We start from the raw sequence: 19,111 nt of genomic DNA on the forward strand, positions 1-19,111 counted from the left end.
AGCACAACAAGCTGTCAGCGTGGCCGGGGCGTATCAGCGGCGGCAGGTCGCGGGATAAAAATCGCGGATAATGGAGGCTTTCGTGTCTAACGAGCCCCTGGAAGGAAGCGCGATGGAATTTAGCACAAAAGCCTTGGATTGGAGCAAAGCCGGCCAAAATGGTTTCCTGGCGACCAAGACTGACTGCCTGGTGGTCGGCCTGTTCGAAGGCCAGAACCTGGCCGGCGTGGCCAAGGCACTGGATGTGGCCACCAAGGGCTTGGTGGGGCGGCTGGTCAAGCAGGGCGACTTCGAAGGCAAGCGCGGCACCCAGCTGATGCTGCATGAGGTGGCCGGCGTGGGCGCCGCGCGCGTGCTGCTGGTGGGCCTGGGCAAGGAAGCCGATTTCAGCGACAAGGCCTTTGCCGACGCGGTCCGCACCGCCGTGCGTGCCTTGTCGTCCACGCGTGCCGCCTCGGCCCTGTGGTGCCTGGCGCAACAGGCGCCGCAGCAGCGCGATGTCGCCTGGGGCGTGATCACCACCATCACGCTGGTGCGCGAAGCCGGCTATCGCCTGCTGGAGCGCCATCCGGGCCTGAAGCGCGCCAATGCCAACGGCAAGCCCAACGGCAACGACAAGTCGTCGCTGCGCAAGGTCGTGATCGCGGTCGACAGCGGGGATGCCCGCGCCGCCACCCAGGCCGTGGTGCGCGGCACCGCCATCGCCAACGGCATGGAGCTGACGCGCGACCTGGGCAACCTGCCGTCCAATATCTGCACGCCGACCTACCTGGCCAATACCGCGCGCGGCATTGCCAAGCGCCACAAGCTCAAGGCCGAGGTGCTGGGCCGCAAGCAGATCGAGGCCCTGAACATGGGGGCCTTCCTGGCCGTGACCAAGGGCAGCGAAGAGCCGCCGCAGTTCATCGTGCTGCGCTACGACGGCGCCGGTGCCAAGCAGGCCCCGGTGGTGCTGGTGGGCAAGGGCATCACCTTCGATACCGGCGGCATCTCGCTCAAGCCGGGCGAGGGCATGGACGAGATGAAGTACGACATGTGCGGCGCCGCCTCGGTGCTGGGCACGATCCAGGCCGTGGCCGAGATGGGCCTGAAGCTCAACGTCATCGCCGTGGTGCCGACCTGCGAGAACATGCCCAGCGGCATCGCCACCAAGCCGGGCGACGTGGTCACCAGCATGTCCGGCCAGACCATCGAGATCCTGAACACCGACGCCGAAGGCCGCCTGATCCTGTGCGACGCGCTAACCTACGTAGAGCGCTTCAAGCCGGCCGCGGTGATCGACGTGGCCACGCTGACGGGTGCCTGCATCATCGCGCTCGGCCATGTCAACAGCGGCCTGTACGCGCGCTCCGACGCGCTTGCCGATGGCCTGCTGCAGGCCGGCCGCCGCGCCATGGACACCGCCTGGCGCATGCCGCTGGACGACGAATACCAGGACCAGCTCAAGTCCAACTTTGCCGACATGGGCAATATCGGCGGCCGCCCGGCCGGCAGCGTGACGGCGGCGTGCTTCCTGTCGCGCTTTGCCGAGAAGTACGACTGGGCCCACCTGGACATCGCCGGCACCGCCTGGAAGAGCGGCGCGGCCAAGGGGGCCACCGGCCGCCCGGTGCCGCTGCTGGCGCAGTTCCTGATGGACCGCGCGGCCTGATGGCAGCGGCGGCAGGCAACAGAGGCAGCAAGGGTCCATGACGCGCATCGATTTCCACAGCAACGTGCCGGACGTGCTCGGCTATGTCTGCCGGCTGGTCCGCAAGGCCTACGGCGCCGGGCAGAAGGTGGTGATCCACGGGGCGCCGGCGCAGCTGGCGGACCTGGATGCGCGCCTGTGGACCTTCTCCGCGCTGGACTTCCTGCCGCATTGCGGGCTGGAAAGCCCCAATGCGGCGGTCACGCCGATCCTGCTGGCCGCCACCACCGAAGGCGTGCCGCACCACCAGCTGCTGATCAACCTGGCCGACCAGGCCCCGGCGCAGTTCGCCAGCTTTGAACGCCTGATCGAGGTGGTGGGCGCGGGCGATGCCGCGCGCGAGGCCGGCCGCCAGCGCTACCGTTTCTACCGCGAACGCGGCTATCCGCTGACGCACCACGACATCGGCCAGCCCAAGGGAGACGCCGCATGAGCGAACGCACCACCTCGCGGGTGATCCCGCGGCTCGATCCGAACGACAGCATCCCGCTGCTGACCGAGGTGTTCGAACTGCCGGACGCAGGGGCAGCAGCGCCGGCTGCCGCTTCGCCAGAGGGCGTGATCGATACCTTCGGCATGGCCGATTCGGGCCTGGTCATGCATGTCGGCGATACCGGCGACGCCGTGGCGGACGAGGGCGCCGCGCCGGCATCGACGATGCCGGCAGATACCGGCGCCCCGGGCGAAGACGACCTGCGCGCTGTGCGCACCGAGTTGCTGACGCGCGTGATGATGCGCTTTCGCACCGAATGGCCGCAGGTCGTGGCGGCCCATACCGAAGCCACGCTGCAGTCGCGGCTGGCGCCGCTGACGGCGCAACTGGCCAGCGAGTTGACGCAGTCGCTGGAGGCGCGGCTGGTGGAATGGCTGGATGCGACGCTGGAGGAGATCGAGAAGACGCCGGGGGCGGATTAACGGCGGCTGAAGGGCTGGAGCGAACCGGCGGGGCTCGACAGACGTCGGCAAACAAAAAAGCCTGCGATTGCTCGCAGGCTTTTTTGCATCAGCGCGGCTGAAAATCAGTCCGTCACCGCACCCTTGCTCGCCGTTGACGCCAGCTTGGAGAACTTCGCCAGCACCCCACGCGTATAACGCGGCGCCGGCTGCTTCCAGTTGGCCCGGCGGCTGGCCAGCTCTTCATCCGCCACGTTCAGCTGCAGCAGCAGCTTGTGCGCGTCGATGGTGATCGAATCCCCTTCCTGCACCAGCGCGATGGTGCCGCCCACGTACGCTTCCGGCGCCACGTGGCCGACCACCATGCCCCAGGTGCCGCCCGAGAAGCGCCCGTCGGTGATAAAGCCGACCGACTCGCCCAGTCCCTTGCCGATGATGGCCGAGGTCGGGGCCAGCATTTCCGGCATGCCTGGGCCGCCCTTGGGGCCGAGGTAGCGCAGCACCAGGATGTCGCCGGCGTTGATCTTGTCGGCCAGGATGGCTTCCATCGCGCTTTGCTCGTCTTCGAACACGCGTGCCGGGCCGGTGATGACCGGGTTCTTCAGGCCGGTGATCTTGGCGACCGCGCCTTCTTCGGCCAGGTTGCCCTTCAGGATGGCCAGGTGGCCCTCCTTGTACAGCGCCTTCTCGATCGGCAGGATCACGTCCTGGTCGGCGCGCGGGGTGTCGGGCACGTTTTCCAGTTCTTCAGCCAGCGTGCGGCCGGTGATGGTCAGGCAGTCGCCATGCAGCATGCCGGCCTTGAGCAGGATCTTCATGACCTGCGGAATGCCGCCGGCCTTGTGCAGGTCGGTCGCCACGTACTGGCCCGACGGCTTCAGGTTGCAGATCACCGGCACCTTGCGGCGGATGCGCTCGAAGTCGTCGATGGTCCATTCCACTTCGGCGGCGTGGGCGATGGCCAGGTAGTGCAGCACGGCGTTGGTCGAGCCGCCGGTGGCCATGATCAGCGCCACCGCGTTCTCGATCGACTTGCGCGTGATGATGTCGCGCGGCTTGATGTCCTGCTTGACGGCTTCCACCAGCACGCGCGCCGATTCGGCGGCGCTGTCGACCTTTTCCTGGTCGGGGTTGGCCATGGTCGACGAATACAAGAGCGACATGCCCAGCGCCTCGAACGACGAGCTCATGGTGTTGGCGGTGTACATGCCGCCGCACGACCCGGTGGAGGGGCAGGCGTTCTTTTCCACGCCTTCGAAGTCTTCCTGGCTCATGCGCCCGGCGGTGAATTCGCCCACGGCTTCGAACGACGACACGATGGTCAGGTCCTTGCCCTTCCAGTTGCCCGGCTTGATGGTGCCGCCGTAGACGTAGATGCCCGGCACGTTGGTGCGCGCCAGCGCGATCATGCCGCCCGGCATGTTCTTGTCGCAGCCGCCGATCACGACCACGCCGTCCATCCACTGGCCCTGCGCGGCGGTCTCGATGCAGTCGGCGATGACTTCGCGCGAGATCAGCGAGTACTTCATGCCCTCGGTGCCCATCGACATGCCGTCCGAGATGGTCGGCGTGCCGAACACCTGCGGGTTGGCGCCGGACGCCTTGATGGCGTCGATGGCGGCATCGGCCAGGCGCTGCAGGCCGGCGTTGCAGGGAGTGATGGTCGAGTGGCCGTTGGCGATGCCCACCATCGGCTTGTCGAAGTCTTCCTTCTGGTAGCCGAGTGCGTAGTACATCGAACGGTTGGGCGAACGCGCCACGCCTTGCGTGATGTTCTGCGAGCGTTTGTTGAATGCCATGGTGGGGAATCTCCGGGGGATCTTCGGTGCCGCGCCGCGCCCGAAGGCTGCACGAACGCACGGCGGCGATGTTGTGGGCCAAAGAATGACGCTTGCGTTTTGGAGTGTCAAATATATTATTTGACCTTTATTGAGTCGAAAAACATATCAGGAGCGCGTTTGGACCTGCGTCAGTTGCGTTACTTCGTCACAGTGGCGGAAGAGTTGCATTTCGGCCGCGCGGCAGGGCGCCTGTCGATGACGCAGCCGCCCTTGTCGCAGCAGATCCAGGCGCTGGAAGAGGAAATCGGCGTGCAGCTGTTCGCGCGTACGCGGCGCTCGGTGGCGCTGACGCCGGCCGGCCAGCAGTGGCTGCCCGAGGTGCGGCGCGTGCTGGCCGACGCCGCGGCGCTGCCCGGGCTGGCGCAGCGGCTGGCGCGCGGCGAGGTGGGGTCGCTGTCGCTGGCCTTTGTCAGCACGGCCGACTACGGCATCCTGCCCGACCTGCTGCGGCGCTTTCGCGCCCGCCACCCGGAGGTGCAGCTGCAGCTGCGGGAGGCCACCAGCGACGTGCAACTCGAGGCGTTGATGGAGGGCGCGATCGATGCCGGCCTGGTGATCCGCCCGCAGCTGCCGGCCATGCCGCACGGGCTGGCCTACCTGCCGCTGGTGAGCGAGCCGCTGGTGCTGGCCGTGCCCGACGGCTGGCGGCCGGCGGGCGGGGGGCTGGCGGGCGACAATACGGTCTCGCTGCGCGAGGCGGCCCATGAACCGCTGATCATCTTCCCGCGCCGAAGCGCGCCGGCGTTTTATGACATCATTACGGGCTACTATGCGCGCGAGGGCCTGGTGCCTGTGATCGCGCAGGAAGCCATCCAGATGCAGACCATCGTCAGCCTAGTGTCGGCGGGCATGGGCGTGGCGCTGGTGCCGGCGTCGCTGTGCAACCTTCGCCGCACCGGGGTGTCGTACCTGGCGCTGCGCGAGACCGGCCCGCAGATCGAGACCGGGCTGGTCTGGCGCGACGGCGCGTCCGCCGGCGTGGCGCCGGTGCTGCGCTCGTTCATCGATATTGCGACCGCGCTCGCGCAAGAAGCGGGCGCAGCCGGGCCCGCCCCTCGCTGACACGTCACCAATGTCACCGAGGCCACTGACAATACGCAGGCCGCGGCCTTTACAACCTCCATTCACGCCAACATGCTGATTCATCCCCAGTTCGACCCGGTTGCCATCCACCTGGGCCCGCTTGCCATCCGCTGGTACGGGCTGATGTACCTGGCCGGGTTCATCATGTTCCTGGGCTTCGGGCGCCTGCGCATCCGCCAGCCGCATATCGCGGCCAAGGGCTGGACCACGCGCGACCTGGACGACATGCTGTTCTTCGGCGTGCTGGGAGTGATCCTGGGCGGGCGGCTGGGCTATGTGCTGTTCTACAAGCCGTCGTACTACCTGGCCCATCCGTTCGAGATCCTCAAGGTGTGGGAAGGCGGCATGGCCTTCCATGGCGGCTTCCTGGGCGTGATCGTGGCGATGTGGCTGTTCGGCAAGCTGCGCCGGCGCCACTGGATGGAGGTGACCGACTTCATCGCGCCGATGATCCCCTGCGGGCTGGCCGCCGGACGCATCGGCAACTTCATCAACGGCGAGCTGTGGGGCCGCGCCACCGATCTGCCGTGGGGCATGATCTTCCCGCAGGCGGGCGACAACATCCCGCGCCATCCGTCGCAGCTGTACCAGTTTGCCGGCGAGGGGGTGGCGCTGTTCATCATCCTGTGGCTATTCGCGCGCAAGCCGCGGCCGATGGGCGCGGTGTCGGGGGTATTCCTGATCGGCTATGGTGCCTTCCGCTTTGCCGCGGAATTCGCGCGCGAGCCCGACAACTTCCTGGGCCTGCTGGCGCTGAAGCTGTCGATGGGCCAGTGGCTGAGCCTGCCGATGATCCTGGCCGGCATCGCCATGGTGGTCTGGGCCTACCGGCGCCAGCCCGGCGCCGGCGCATCGCAGCCGGCGGCCTGAGTTCCTCCGGCCCGCGCTATCTGCCGGCGCGGCGCAAGGCGTCGATGCGCGCCTGCGTTTGCGGGTGGGTCGACATGAAGTCCTGGCCGCGTTCCGGCTCGGCGTCCGACGCCGCACCGCGCCGGTGGTCCAGCCTGACCAGCACATCGGCCAGCGCCGCGGGCGGCAGGCCGTTGCGCTGCATCACCTCGATCGCGAAGGCATCGGCCTCGCGCTCGTGGTCGCGTGAATAGCGCAGCGTCAGGATCGCGGCCGGCACACCGGCCAGCACCGTCGAGATATCCCCGAACAGATAGGCCGACAGCGCGGCCAGCGCCGACCCCTGGATCACCTGCTGCAAGCCGTGCCGGTTGGCGACATGGCCGGCTTCATGGGCCAGCACGCCCATCATGCCGGCGCCGGTGCCGGCCAGGCCGACCAGCTCGTCGGTGACCACGATGGTGCCGCCCGGCAGCGCCAGCGCATTGGCGCCGATCTCGCCGCCCTGGCGGAACAGGATCTGGTAATCGTGGACGGTATCGCGCGGGCGCTTCAGCGCCGCGAAGCCCGAGCGGATGCGTTGCTGCTCCGCGGGCGGGAGCTGCGTCGGCTTGACCATGCCATTGTCCAGGCTCGCCAGCGTCAGCTTGCCGAGATGGGCCTCCACCTCGGGCGGCACCGCGCGCGCCATCATGCCGGCGCCCCACGGCAGCAGCACGTAATAGCCCAGCACCAGCACCGCCACCAGCGCCGCCACGGCCAGGCCGGCCAGGCGCCAGCTGTTCTGCGCGCGCGCCACCAGGCTGTCGCGATGGCCGGTCGCGGCCAGCATGTGGTCGAAGGCGGCGTGGTCGGTGATCTCGCAGAAGGCGCCGTCGGCAAAGGTGACCAGCCGCGGCGCGCGGCGCACGCGCTCGGACACGCGCACGTCCGACAGCGGCGCGCGCCGCAGCTCGGCGCCGGAGTCGTCGCGCAGCACGGCCTGCTGCGCTTCAACGGCCAGCGTGGCCGGATGCGCGCGCGACGAGCGGCCATCGAAGAAGGTGACTGGGATCATGGTGCGGGCCGGGTCAGCGCACGGCGTGCTCAGAGCGCGATGTCGATGTCGTACCAGTCTACTGCCGCATCGCCCAGCGCACCCACTTGCTGCGCCTCGCCGGCCACGAAGGTGTCGAGCGGGCCCGCCGCCAGCATGGTTACGCATTCGAGCCGGTAGCGCGCCGAACGCACCCGCGCGAACGGCAGGTACAGGCCCAGCGTCAGCGCGATGGCGATCAGGTTGGTGACGAAGATAAAGACCATGCGGCCGGCCCCCACCTCGCTGCGGAACGCATGCGGCGCCAGCGTGGTGTGGCTCCACACGACATTCTGCAAGCGCGCCATCACGTAAGGGCTGACGGCCAGCAGCGCCAGGTAGAAACCGCCCACGCCGATGCTGAACGACAGCACCATGCCCGCCTTGCCCGACGCGGTCGCGCCCAGCACGAAGCCGGCCAGCGCCGCGGCCGCCACCAGCGCGACCATCACGCCGAAGGCACGCAGGTAGACGCCGTAGAAATCGCCCGCGTCGGCGTGGAAGGCAAACGGTGCGGTGCCGAAGCGGGTGTGGTTGTGCTGGTAGCGCTTGAAGCGCTGGTGCGCCAGCGGCCCCAGCAGGCCCAGCGTGGCCACTGCGGCCAGCGGCCACAGCACGAACACCTTGTAGGCCTCGGCATCGCCGCCGGTGAAGGCGAAGCGCAGGCCGCGGTAGCTGGAGTTGGCCATGCGGAAACGCAACGAGCGCACCAGCAACAGGGGGAACACCGCCAGCAGCGCCACCAGCATCGCCAGCGCAAGGAAGGGCGAGACCGTCGAGGCGAGCTGGAAGGCAAACACCAGCGCGAACACGATGGCACGGCCCTTCAGGATCGCGGACGGCTTGCCGTGGTAGTCAAAACTCGCGCCGTCGAGCCGCGTGTTGCGATAGAAATACTGCAGCGTGCGCACCTTGGCCCAGGCCGAATAGATGCCGAAGGTGACGATGGTCAGCAGGGCATTGACGATCCAGATACGGAAGTACTCCGAACCCGATCCGGTAAAGGACAGGCCCAGCGGCCGCGGCACGGCGTAGCGCGGCTCGGCAGGCGCCGGCGCTTCGTTTGCCGGGGTGCCGGCCAGGGTGAAATCGCTGCCAGCTTGCATGGCGGAGCTCCAGTGTGTGTGGAAAGCGACAGTCAGGATTGCGGCCTTGGCCGCAGTTTCAGGAATGCAACCACTTTAGATCGGGCATTTGCGGCGATGCGCTCACATTCTCGCACTGATAAATAGCGACCACGGCACAATCTGCATATGCCATTGCCGCCAGGCGGGCAGGCGCATAAGAAAATGTGGGAAAACCCTCGTAACACTCCAGAAACATCCTGTTACACTAGACGTATCCTGTAACAACTTCAGAATGCGTGTTGCCAATAAAATCAGTGACTTAGTCACGCTGGCACGTAAATCGCTATCTTGATTGTTACAAAGATGAGCGGCAAGCCACAGCCGCCAACGGAGGTGCCAGGGAGGGAGTGACGGCTGAGAGGCCACACTTGCCGGCACTTCACGTACAGCCAGGGCGACGGGAAAATCCGCGCGTCAAGCGCGTTTCAAAAAGGGGGGCGCAGGGCCAGCGTCGGCAATCCATGGACCCACGCGGTGGATACTTTTGAAAGTACCCGCCGACGATGAAAAGCAGTGCTGCAGTATTTTCAGGCGCGGGCGTTTCCTTGCAGGGAGGCATGGAAACGCCCGCCGCACCTCATACCGTACTCCACGCCGCACACCACAGACCGCACCTCGCCGGTCAACCACCAGACACCAATCGCTCCGGCTTGTTTGCAGCGCAGCATCGAAATCCCTTGTACCGTTTGCGTCCTAATCCATAATTATGAATTATGGCTAGGGGCGCATCTGCCCTGACCGATGCCAGATCGTGGCCGGGACGCATCGGTCACGCCATCCGACCCCGGGGGAAGCATGCGCATCGTCCAGCAGGCGTTGTACCTGGAAGTGGCAGACCGGCTGCGCGCCATGATCGACGCGCATACGCTGGTGCCCGGCGCATGGATCGACGAGAGCGCGATGGCCGAAACACTCGGCATCTCGCGCACGCCGTTGCGCGAGGCGCTCAAGGTGCTGGCCGCCGAAGGCCTGGTGCGGCTGGAGCCGCGCCGCGGCTGCTTCGTCAATGAACTATCCGAGCAGGACCTGGATGAGATCTTCCCGCTGATGGCACTGCTGGAAGGGCGCTGCGCCTATGAGGCGGCGCGCAACGCCACGCGCGCCGACCTGGACGCGCTGGACGGCCTGCATGCCGACCTGGCGCGCTACGCTCAGTCAGGTGACATCGATGCCTATTACGAAACCAACTTCCAGATCCACGAATCGATCCAGCGGCTGGCCGGCAACCGCTGGCTGTCGGGCCTGATCAGCGACCTGCGCAAGGTGCTGCGGCTGTCGCGCCACAAAAGCCTGAAGCTGCCGGGCCGGATCCAGGAATCCTGCGCCGAGCACATGTCCGTGTTCGCCGCGCTCAAGGCCCGCGACCCCGAAGGCGCCGAGGCGATGATGAAGACCCACCTGCTGCGCCAGCGCGCGGCGCTCAAGACGCTGGATGCCGGTGCCACCGCCGGGGCGGCCGCGGCCCAGGCCGTGCGCGCGCCGCCGGTGCTGCGCGTGGCCGGCGGCGAAGAGTAGCCGCGGCGCCGCAACCCCAGTCCGATGTTTTTCCTACGTTCCGATCGATGCATCAAGGCAGGTACCGCATGAATTCCTTCGACACGGGTGACCAGAAGATCAGTGCGCCGCTGGGCGAAAGCGAGCCGGCAGGTTCCAAGTTCCTGTCGCGGCTGGGCCGCTGGTGGGGACGCAAGGGCGAGGGCGACGCCAAGGCCAGCCCCAAGGCGGCCGCCGCCGCCACGCCGGCCGACGGCGAGGCGCCGCTGCCGCCGCGCGCGGTGCGCCGCCAGCGCGAGCAGTTGCGGCTTTGCTTCGACGCGCGCCTGACCGATGGCGCCGCCAATGCTGCCGCGCAGGCGTGGCAGGCCGAGTATGAAGCCGCCGGCGAGGCCACCCGGCGCGGCATGCTGGCGGTGCTGGCCGAAGTCGCCAGCAGCGGCGGCGGCAAGGGCAGTGAAGACGCCGGGGCCGACGGCGACAAGGGCGCGCGCGCCGCCCGCGCGCAGGCCGGGCCTTCGGGCCTGGCCCAGGCCCTGTCCAATGCGCGCATCCGCTTCTTCAAGCGGCTGGCCGCGCTGCATGGCCAGCGCGGCAACAGCGCCTGCGGCCTGCACTTCCTGATCCAGCTGCGCGCCGACATGCTGCGCTGGCAGCGCCGCATGCCGGGCCTGCGCCCGCTTGACGAAGACCTCGAGGCGCTGTTCTCCAACTGGTTCGACGTGGGCCTGCTGGAGCTGCAGCCGATCACCTGGGATTCGCCGGCATCGCTGCTGGAAAAGCTGATCCGCTACGAGGCCGTGCATGAGATCGCCTCATGGACCGACCTGCGCAACCGCCTTGATTCCGACCGCCGCTGCTATGCGTTCTTCCACCCGCGCATCCCGCGCGAGCCGCTGATCTTTGTCGAGGTGGCATTCGCGCCGGAGATGGCGGCCAATGTCCATACATTGCTGGATGAGGCCGCGCCGCTGGAAGACCTGCGCCGCGTCAAGTGGGCCATCTTCTATTCGATCAGCAATACGCAGGCGGGCCTGCGCGGCGTGAGCTTCGGCAACTTCCTGCTCAAGCGCGTGATCGAGGAAGTCCAGCGTGAATTTCCAAAAGTGAATCAATTCGCCACGCTTTCGCCGATCCCCGGGTTTGCCGACTGGCTGCGCAAGCAGGATGGCGATGCCGTTGCGCGCGTGCTGGGCGACAAGCGCCTGGCGCGCTGGAGCGAGCGCCACGGCAAGGCGCCCGCGGACGGCGCCGGGTGGCTGGAGGCGCTGGTGCCGGACGCCGCCGATACCATGATCCGCGATACCGCCATGACCCTGGCCGCGCATTTCCTGGTGCGCGAACGCAACCAGTCGATGCCGGCCGATCCGGTGGCGCGCTTCCACCTGGGCAACGGGGCCTGCGTGGAGCGGCTGAACTGGGGCGCCGACCTGTCGCGCAAAGGCCGCAGCCAGAGCTGCGGCATGATGGTCAACTATCTTTACGTGCCCGAGGCGCTGGATGACAATCTGGCACGCCTGGGCGCCGGCAACCCGCGCATCAGCCGTAGCGTCGGGAAGCTGCTGTGATCCTGGTCCGGTCACGGCACAGGCCCTGGTACCCGCGGCGCCCGACGCGCCGCATTTCTTGGTCGGGACCCATGCAGTAACTTCGCGCCGCGGCGGTGTCGCGCGGCCATCAGATTGACTTTCCGCAGAAGAGAGAGGAGACAACCCATGAATCGTCGTCAGTTCAGCCTGGCCGCGTGCGCGCGCGCAACGGGCATGGCCCTGGGCCTGGCCGGCCTCGGCGCCGGCGCAATGCTCGCCGCGCCAGCAGCGCATGCCGACACCTGGCCGTCCAAGCCCGTCACCGTGATCGTGCCATTTCCCGCCGGCGGCGGCACCGACGCCTTTGCGCGGCCGCTGACCGCGCAGTTGTCCAAGCAGCTCGGCAAGCAGTTCGTGATCGACAACCGCGGCGGCGCCGGCGGCACGGTCGGCGCCAGTATTGCGGCCAAGGCCGCGCCGGACGGCTATACGGTGTTCATCGGCGGCGCGCACCACGCGATTGCGCCGTCGTTCTACAAGAAGCTGGACTACGACATCGAGAAGGACTTCATCCCGGTCACGGTGATCGCGCAGCCGCCGCAAGTGGTGGTGATCAATACCAACCGCGTCAAGGCCAACACGCTGCAGGAGCTGATTGCCTACGCCAAGGCCAACCCCGGCAAGCTGAACTACGGTTCGGCCGGCAACGGCTCGTCGCACCACCTGGCGGGCGAGCTGTTCAAGCTCCAGACCAAGACCTTCATCACCCACATCCCCTACAAGGGCGCGGGCCCGGCGCTGTCCGACCTGATCGCGGGCCAGGTCGACCTGATGTTCGACGGCCTGGGCTCGTCGGCGCAGCATATCCGCGCGGGCCGCATCAAGGCGCTGGCGGTGGCTTCGAGCAAGCGCTCGGCGGCGTTCCCCAACGTGCCGACCGCGGCCGAGGCGGGCGTGCCCAACTATGACGTGTCGACCTGGTATGCGTTGTGGGTGCCCAAGGGCACGCCCAAGGAGATCGTCGACCGCCTGTACGCAGAGACCGAGAAGGCGCTGAACACGCCGGAGCTCAAGCAGGTCTGGCTTAACAACGGCTCCGAGACGCCGGCATTTACGCAGGAGCAGTTCGCGCAGTTCCTGCACGCCGAGATTCGCCGCTGGGCGCAGGTGGTGCAGCAGTCCGGCGCCAAGATCGACTGACGGGGCGCCATGTCAACGCTGATCCGATGCAAGGGGGTGCGGCGATGAGCGGCACCGTATTGTTTGCCACGCAGGGCACCACCGCCACCGTGACACTGTCGCACGCGGGCAAGCTCAACGCCATTTCCGCGCAGATGTGGCGCGAGCTGGCCGCGGGCTTTGCGCGCCTGTCCGCCGATACTTCGCTGCGCTGCGTGGTGGTGCGCGGTGCCGACGGCCACTTTGCCGCCGGCGCCGACATCGCCGAGTTCCCGGCAGAGCGCGCCGACGAGGCCGCGGTGCGCCACTACCACATGGCCACCATCGCGCCGGCACTGGCGGCGGTGGCGCAATGCACGCACCCCACCGTGGCGATGATCGAAGGCGTCTGCGTGGGCGGCGGACTGGAAATCGCCAGCCACTGCGACCTGCGCATCGCCGCCTCGGACAGCCGCTTCGGCGTGCCGATCAACCGCCTGGGCTTCCCGATGGCGCCCGGTGAGCTGCAGGGCCTGCTGGCGCTGGCGGGCCGCGCCGCCGCGCTGGAAATCCTGCTGGAAGGCCGGGTCTTCGACGCCGCCGAGGCGCGCGACAAAGGGCTGCTGACGCGCGTGGTCGAGCCCGGCGCGCTGGCCGCGGAGGTCGATGCTACGGTGCGCCGCATTGCCGCCGGCGCGCCCGTCGCCGCCCGCATCAACAAGGCCACCATCCGCCGGCTGGCGCCGCTGCCGGCACCGCTGTCGCCCGCCGAGCTGGACGCGCATTTTGCCTACGCCGCAGGCGCGGACCACACGGAAGGGGTGGCCGCCTTCCTCGCGCGCCGGCCACCGCAGTTCCGTGGGGAGTAGGGCACGCTGCAATGACTGCTTCCCCACGCGATCGTTTTCTTCGTTTTCCTTAGCCTTTCGTTCGATCCCCGACATGAACGCCAATCTGTTCGCCCTGTTCGAATCCCGCTTCCCCGCCGACCGCTCCGCCTGCTGCATCGAGACCCATGACGGGCTGTACTACAGCTGGGACGACCTTGACCGCGCCACCGCCAAGCTGGCCAACCTGCTGGCCTCGCTGCAGCTGCCCGAAGGCGCTCGCGTGGCGGTGCAGGTGGAGAAGTCCCCCGAAGCGCTGTTCCTGTACCTGGCGACGCTGCGCGCCGGCTACGTCTACCTGCCGCTGAACACCGCCTACCAGGAGGCAGAGATCGACTACTTCGTCGGCAATGCCGAGCCGTCGGTGGTGGTGTGCAGCAGCAAGAATTTCGGCTGGGTGTCCAAGGTGGCGTTCCGCCACGGCGTCAACCACGTCTTTACGCTGGACGACGACCGCAGCGGCTCGCTGCTGTCGCGCGCGGCGGGCAAGCCGGATGCCTTCGAGACGGTCGCACGCCAGGATGACGACCTTGCCGCCATTCTCTACACCTCCGGCACCACCGGCCGCAGCAAGGGCGCGATGCTGACGCACCGCAACCTGGCCTCCAATGCGCAGACGCTGCATGAATTCTGGGGCTGGCGCAGCGACGACGTGCTGCTGCACATGCTGCCGATCTTCCACGTGCACGGCCTGTTTGTGGCTTCGCACGGCGCGCTGCTGGCCGGTGCCAAGATGATCTGGGCGCCCAGGCTGGACATGGCGCAGGTGCTGAAATTCCTGCCGCGCTGCACGGTGATGATGGGCGTGCCGACCTACTACGTGCGCATGCTGCAGGAGCCGCGCTTCGACGACGACACCTGCCGCCGCATGCGGCTGTTCGTGTCCGGCTCGGCGCCGCTGCTGCTGGAGACCTTTGATGCCTTCCGTGAGCGCACCGGCCATACCATCCTGGAACGCTACGGCATGAGCGAGACTGTGATGCTGGTGTCCAACCCGTACGATGCCGCGCTGGGCGAGCGCACCGGCGGCACCGTCGGCATGCCGCTGCCGGGCGTGTCGGTGCGCGTGGTCGATGGCGAAGGCCAGCCGTGCGCGCCGGGCGAGATCGGCAATGTCGAGGTCCAGGGCCCGAACGTGTTCAAGGGCTACTGGCGCATGCCGGAGAAGACCAGGGAAGAATTCACGGAGGACGGCTGGTTCAAGACCGGCGACGTCGGCCGCTTCGGCGGCGCCATTGTCAGCCAGGCCGGCGCGCGCGCGGTGCCGGACAACTACCTGAGCATCGTCGGACGCAGCAAGGACCTGATCATCTCGGGCGGCTACAACGTCTACCCGAAGGAAATCGAGAGCTTTATCGACGAGATGCCAGGCGTGGCCGAGAGCGCCGTGATCGGCGTGCCGCACGCGGATTTCGGCGAGGCGGTGGTGGCGGTGGTGGTGCGCAAGCCGGGTTCGGAAATCGACGAAGCGGCGCTGATCGGCACGCTCAAGGGCCGCATCGCCAACTTCAAGGTGCCCAAGCGCGTGCACGTGGTGGACGAGCTGCCGCGCAATACCATGGGCAAGGTGCAGAAGAACGTGCTGCGCGAGCAGTTCGCGACGCTCTGAGCGCCGTGATGGCCCGCGCCCTGCGCGATCGCGCAGGGCGCGGAAGTCTTACTTCAGCATCTGCACGGAGCCGTTGACCGACACCGTCACCTGCGTCTTGCCACCCTCAACCGGCACCGGCACCGCAGCGTCGGCCATCATGGCCTTGGCAGCACCGTACATGCGCGGCATCGGCGGCACCACGCCGGTTTCATTCAGGCTGACTTCGCGGATGGTGTAGCTGTTGTAGCCGAACAGCTTGGTGGTCGACTGCGCCTTGCCGCGGAACGAGGCGATGGCCTGCTCGGCCAGCTTGGCCTCGGCCGCCTCGCGCGCTTCGCGCGACAGCGAGAAGGCGATGTTCTGCACCTGCATCTGGCTGGCCAGCTCGCCGGCAAGCTTGGACACGGCCGAGAAATCGCGCGACTTCAGGATGACTTCGGAACGCCCGCGCCAGGTGCTGATGCGGCCGTTGCGGTCGGTGTTGGGGTGGATGGTGAAGCCGCCCGACTCGGCGGTCACGCCCTGGACGCGGCGCGCCTGCGTGATGACGGCCTGCGTCCTGGTCGACAGGCCCGAGGAAATCGCGGCCGGTTCAGCGCCTTCCTGCTCCGCGGCAAGCGTCAGGTGCACGATATCGGTCGGCACTTCGGTGACGGCCTGCGCGCTCAGCGACAGTACGCCCGACGGCGTTTCAGTGGGGCCACCGTGCGCCGAGGCGACGATGGCGGTGGTGCCCAGCAGGGTGGCGGCAAGCCATTGTTTCATTTTGTTCTCCCATTCAAACGTGATGGGTATCAGACGTGCCCGGGTGCCCGATCGTTCCGCGACATTGCAAACGATTGTTGCGAAGCCGGCGCGGGCGCGCCTCCCCCGTCCGGGTCAGAATGCCCGCCAGGCCTTCCACAACATATAGCTTGCCAGGCACAGCAGCAGCACGGCAAAGACCTTGCGCAGCTGGCCCACATCCATGCGGTGCGCGGTGCGCGCGCCCAGCGGCGCGGTCATCACGCTGGCCGCTGCGATCACCAGCAGGGCCGGCAGGTAGAGATAGCCGAGCGATCCCGCCGGCAGCCCCGGCATCTGCCAGCCGCTCCAGACATAGCCGGCCACGCTGGCCGCGGCGATCGGGAAGCCGAGCGCGGCCGAGGTGGCCACCGCGTTGTGGATCGGCACGTTGCACCAGGTCATGAACGGCACCGAGACAAAGGCGCCGCCCGCGCCCACCAGGCTGGACAGGAAGCCGATCACGCCGCCCGCGCCCGCCATGCCGGCAAAGCCGGGCAGCTGCCGGCCGGGCTTGGGGCGGCGGTTGCGCAGCATCTGCAGCGCGGAAAACCCGACGAAGCCGGCAAAGGCCAGCGACAGCCAGCTGGTCTTGAGCGCCGCGAACACCTTGCCGCCGCCGATCATGCCGCCGAGCACGATGCCCGGCGCCAGCGCCAGCACGATCGGCCAGCGCACCGCGCCGCGCTGGTGGTGCGCGCGCACGGACGACAATGAGGTGAACAGGATGGTGCCCATCGAGGTGGCGATCGCCATATGGACGATGGCCTCGTCGGCAAAGCCCAGGCTGGTGAACAGCAGCGTCAGGAAGGGCACCATCATCATGCCTCCGCCGACGCCGAGCAGCCCGGCACAGAAGCCGGTGAAAGCGCCCAGGGCAAGCAGGGCAGGAACCAGCACCGGCAGGTTGTCGAACTGCATCGTGTCTTCAGGGTTGTTGTGATCAGCCTTGCCCGGGCCGGCCGGGCAGGGTTCAGCGCATCAGCTTGCCGGTGATGAAGCGCCATTCGGCCGGCGTCACCGGCGTGATCGACAGCCGGTTGCCGCGACGTAGCACCACCATGTCGGCCAGTTCCTCATGCTCGCGCAATGCGGCCAGCGGGATCAGCGCGCTCTTGCGCTCGAAGCGCACGTCGACCAGCAGCCAGCGCGGGGCGTCGGCTTTGGACGCGGCATCGTAGTACGGGCTCTTGCGGTCGAACTGGGTGGGGTCGGGGTAGGGTACTGAGCAGACCTCGGCCAGGCCGGCAATGCCGGGCTCCGGGCACGACGAGTGGTAGAACAGCACGCCGTCGCCGATCTGCATGGTGTCGCGCATGAAGTTGCGCGCCTGGTAGTTGCGCACGCCGGTCCAGGGCAGCGTGCCTTCACGGGCCAGGTCGTCGATGCTGGCTTCATCCGGTTCTGATTTCATCAGCCAGTACTGGCGGGCGCGTTGGTTCTGGTTCGGGCTCACGGCGCAGCTCAGGAATGGAAGGCAGATCAGGGCGCCGCGTGCACAGGGTGTGCACGCGGACGCGCAGGCAAGAAAAAAGGCGATGGTTCAGAAAACCACCGCCTTTTTAAGGGGTCCCCGCCTTGGCCGCTGGGTCGGCATCCTGAACCCAAGTGAGGTTCAGAGTGGCTGCGGAAGTCGCATTTCGGGTACATCATCCACTCAGGGAGTCCAAGCCAGGCCCAGACTATGAATGCGATGACGCGCTCGCCCACGCGACATGATCCCGCACCATGCAATGCATATCGGTTCAAGGAGTTTATGACCCTCACGAACCAGGCAGGGAAACTGTCAAACGTCTGACTCTCCAGGCGCATCATCGTGCCCGGAAAACCGGATCCGCGTGCGGGATGTCAGACGTTTGCCGTTTCTGACTAGGATGGGATGAGAACGGCGGCCGGGCGCGATAACCTGGCCTGTCGCTGCACATCTGTGGTGCCTCGTGCAGTCTGGCTACACTATACACCGCGTTGCAGGGCATACCAAGTCCACTCGCGCGTATCGTTACATTTTGCGCGGCAGCGCGGCATCCGCAGCACATCCCCCCGTCATCGCTCAGCCGCGCGTACCGGTGCCCACGTGCGCATATTGCCGCAGGGCCTCGTCGGCGCGGTCGTTGAGTTCGCGGATGCGCGCGCGGATGGCATCGACCGGGATCGCGCCGTCGGCCTGCTGCTTGCGCTGCATCGACAGCAGGTCCGAGGCGATGCTGATGGCGGCCATGACCGCCACGCGCTCCACGCCCTTGGCCGCGATGCCGTTGCGCAGCTTGTTCATTTGCGTGTCGACCAGGGCCACGGCTTCGAGCAGCGCGGCCTCGTTCTCGGGCGCGATGGCGAAGCGGTAGGGCTGGCCGGCGATATTGACTTCGACTTGCTTGTTGCTCATGCGTGTTCTCCGGGGGCCTTGTGCGGCTCGGCGCCCTGCGCCGCAGCCTCTTCGCCGAGCAGGTCGAGCTGGCGCGTGTCGCTGGCGGTCGGCAGCTTGTCAAGGATGGACTGGATGCGCAGCTGCGCTTCCTCGATCTTGATATTGAGCAGTTCGCGGTCGGCGGCCATGGCCTCGCGCTCGCCGCGCAACTGCGCGGCTTCGCCCTCCAGCCGGGCGATCTCGTCGCGCAGCCGCTGGTTCTCCGCCGCCAGGGTGTCCGCATGGTGCAGCACGCGCCCGATCTTGGCGGCCAGTTGTTCGAGTTCGGTGAGCATAGGGCCTGTCATGATGGGAGTGGTGTCAGGTATCGCGATTCTAGCCGATGCGCCGGCTTGCACAATGCGGAGGAAAGGGTTTGTGACCGGCGACCCGCGTGGAAGTTGCAGGCTTCTGCACCTAAAACGCCACCAGAGTTGTGACAAAGCACTACTGGCAGCCGCGTTGACGCGGGGGGCGAAACGCCCTAGACTCGCGCACGTTCCAGGTGCTCGCCCTTTTCGTCCCTGGCGAAAGGGCAGTTCAACGGGAAACAGGGAGCCGGGCCGGCTGCGCGCCGGACAGGCCAACCTGTGCTGCCCCCGCAACGGTAAGCGACCGCGGTGCGCATCTGCCAGACCCCGACATCGCCGACAGCCAGCCTGCCGGCAACGACGCTGGCAAGGCCGGATCCCATTCCCGGCCACAC

General features: G+C 67.5%; 18 protein-coding genes and 1 other RNA gene. 10 read left to right on the plus strand and 9 right to left on the minus strand.

The annotated features are described in order from the left end of the window. The first annotated feature begins 112 nt into the window (after positions 1–112). From AC07UK_RS11660 to AC07UK_RS11670, 3 genes are read left to right on the plus strand one after another with little or no spacing between them, the layout of a single operon-like run. Positions 113–1,651 carry a leucyl aminopeptidase gene (locus tag AC07UK_RS11660; protein ID WP_494686525.1) on the plus strand — a complete coding sequence of 513 codons (1,539 nt, stop codon included), beginning with the start codon at positions 113–115 and terminating at the stop codon, positions 1,649–1,651. Between the two features lie 37 nt (positions 1,652–1,688). Beyond that, positions 1,689–2,123, plus strand: coding sequence for a DNA polymerase III subunit chi (locus AC07UK_RS11665; RefSeq protein WP_010814936.1), 435 nt, complete (start codon positions 1,689–1,691; stop codon positions 2,121–2,123). Further along, positions 2,120–2,605, plus strand: a complete 486-nt coding sequence (locus AC07UK_RS11670; protein ID WP_494686526.1) for a hypothetical protein — start codon at positions 2,120–2,122, stop codon at positions 2,603–2,605. The genes AC07UK_RS11665 and AC07UK_RS11670 overlap by 4 nt, the downstream gene beginning before the upstream one ends. 104 nt (positions 2,606–2,709) lie before the next feature. Here the strand turns inward: AC07UK_RS11670 and ilvD are convergent, their stop codons facing one another. After that, positions 2,710–4,383 carry a dihydroxy-acid dehydratase gene (gene ilvD, locus AC07UK_RS11675; RefSeq protein ID WP_494686527.1) on the minus strand — a complete coding sequence of 558 codons (1,674 nt, stop codon included), beginning with the start codon at positions 4,381–4,383 and terminating at the stop codon, positions 2,710–2,712. A 159-nt stretch (positions 4,384–4,542) separates the two neighbouring features. Here ilvD and AC07UK_RS11680 point away from each other — a divergent pair, with 159 nt between their 5' ends. Continuing rightward, positions 4,543–5,487 (plus strand): LysR family transcriptional regulator, encoded by a 945-nt coding sequence (locus tag AC07UK_RS11680; RefSeq protein ID WP_436222507.1) that lies wholly within the window; start codon positions 4,543–4,545, stop codon positions 5,485–5,487. Positions 5,488–5,559: 72 nt separating this feature from the next. Further along, positions 5,560–6,378: a prolipoprotein diacylglyceryl transferase gene (lgt, locus tag AC07UK_RS11685; protein WP_494686528.1), complete on the plus strand. Its 819-nt coding sequence runs from the start codon at positions 5,560–5,562 to the stop codon at positions 6,376–6,378. 16 nt (positions 6,379–6,394) lie between these two features. On the opposite strand, the gene AC07UK_RS11690 is transcribed toward lgt, so the two are convergent. Continuing rightward, positions 6,395–7,414 carry a M48 family metallopeptidase gene (locus AC07UK_RS11690; protein ID WP_494686529.1) on the minus strand — a complete coding sequence of 340 codons (1,020 nt, stop codon included), beginning with the start codon at positions 7,412–7,414 and terminating at the stop codon, positions 6,395–6,397. A 29-nt stretch (positions 7,415–7,443) separates the two neighbouring features. Then, positions 7,444–8,538 carry a YjgN family protein gene (locus tag AC07UK_RS11695; RefSeq protein WP_494686530.1) on the minus strand — a complete coding sequence of 365 codons (1,095 nt, stop codon included), beginning with the start codon at positions 8,536–8,538 and terminating at the stop codon, positions 7,444–7,446. 816 nt (positions 8,539–9,354) lie between these two features. Here AC07UK_RS11695 and AC07UK_RS11700 point away from each other — a divergent pair. From AC07UK_RS11700 to AC07UK_RS11720, 5 genes are all read left to right on the plus strand, one after another. Beyond that, positions 9,355–10,074, plus strand: a complete 720-nt coding sequence (locus tag AC07UK_RS11700; protein WP_494686531.1) for a GntR family transcriptional regulator — start codon at positions 9,355–9,357, stop codon at positions 10,072–10,074. A gap of 68 nt (positions 10,075–10,142) precedes the next feature. Continuing rightward, positions 10,143–11,621 (plus strand): malonyl-CoA decarboxylase domain-containing protein, encoded by a 1,479-nt coding sequence (locus AC07UK_RS11705; RefSeq protein ID WP_494686532.1) that lies wholly within the window; start codon positions 10,143–10,145, stop codon positions 11,619–11,621. Between the two features lie 147 nt (positions 11,622–11,768). Beyond that, positions 11,769–12,782 (plus strand): Bug family tripartite tricarboxylate transporter substrate binding protein, encoded by a 1,014-nt coding sequence (locus tag AC07UK_RS11710; protein ID WP_494686533.1) that lies wholly within the window; start codon positions 11,769–11,771, stop codon positions 12,780–12,782. A gap of 44 nt (positions 12,783–12,826) precedes the next feature. Then, on the plus strand, positions 12,827–13,609 hold the full coding sequence (locus AC07UK_RS11715) for an enoyl-CoA hydratase/isomerase family protein (protein ID WP_494686534.1): 783 nt from the start codon (positions 12,827–12,829) through the stop codon (positions 13,607–13,609). Positions 13,610–13,682: 73 nt separating this feature from the next. Then, positions 13,683–15,236, plus strand: coding sequence for a malonate--CoA ligase (locus tag AC07UK_RS11720; RefSeq protein WP_494686535.1), 1,554 nt, complete (start codon positions 13,683–13,685; stop codon positions 15,234–15,236). Between the two features lie 48 nt (positions 15,237–15,284). Here the strand turns inward: AC07UK_RS11720 and AC07UK_RS11725 are convergent, their stop codons facing one another. The 6 genes from AC07UK_RS11725 to AC07UK_RS11750 all read right to left on the minus strand — a co-directional run bounded on the left by AC07UK_RS11725 (position 15,285) and on the right by AC07UK_RS11750 (position 18,701). Beyond that, complete coding sequence (locus tag AC07UK_RS11725) at positions 15,285–15,983, minus strand: SIMPL domain-containing protein (protein ID WP_494686778.1); 699 nt, start codon at positions 15,981–15,983, stop codon at positions 15,285–15,287. A 114-nt stretch (positions 15,984–16,097) separates the two neighbouring features. After that, complete coding sequence (locus tag AC07UK_RS11730; RefSeq protein ID WP_114132884.1) at positions 16,098–16,922, minus strand: sulfite exporter TauE/SafE family protein; 825 nt, start codon at positions 16,920–16,922, stop codon at positions 16,098–16,100. Positions 16,923–16,974: 52 nt separating this feature from the next. Continuing rightward, entirely contained in the window at positions 16,975–17,457 is a 483-nt protein-coding gene (locus AC07UK_RS11735) for an EVE domain-containing protein (protein WP_013957809.1), read from the minus strand. A gap of 110 nt (positions 17,458–17,567) precedes the next feature. Then, positions 17,568–17,785: non-coding RNA, 6S RNA (ssrS, locus tag AC07UK_RS11740), on the minus strand. 266 nt (positions 17,786–18,051) lie between these two features. Continuing rightward, positions 18,052–18,384, minus strand: coding sequence for a cell division protein ZapA (locus AC07UK_RS11745; RefSeq protein ID WP_114132885.1), 333 nt, complete (start codon positions 18,382–18,384; stop codon positions 18,052–18,054). Further along, positions 18,381–18,701, minus strand: coding sequence for a hypothetical protein (locus tag AC07UK_RS11750; RefSeq protein ID WP_018311317.1), 321 nt, complete (start codon positions 18,699–18,701; stop codon positions 18,381–18,383). Before AC07UK_RS11750 ends, AC07UK_RS11745 begins: the two co-directional genes overlap by 4 nt. Positions 18,702–19,111 lie beyond the last annotated feature (410 nt).

Source organism: Cupriavidus sp. GW821-FHT07C08 (genome assembly GCF_059419025.1).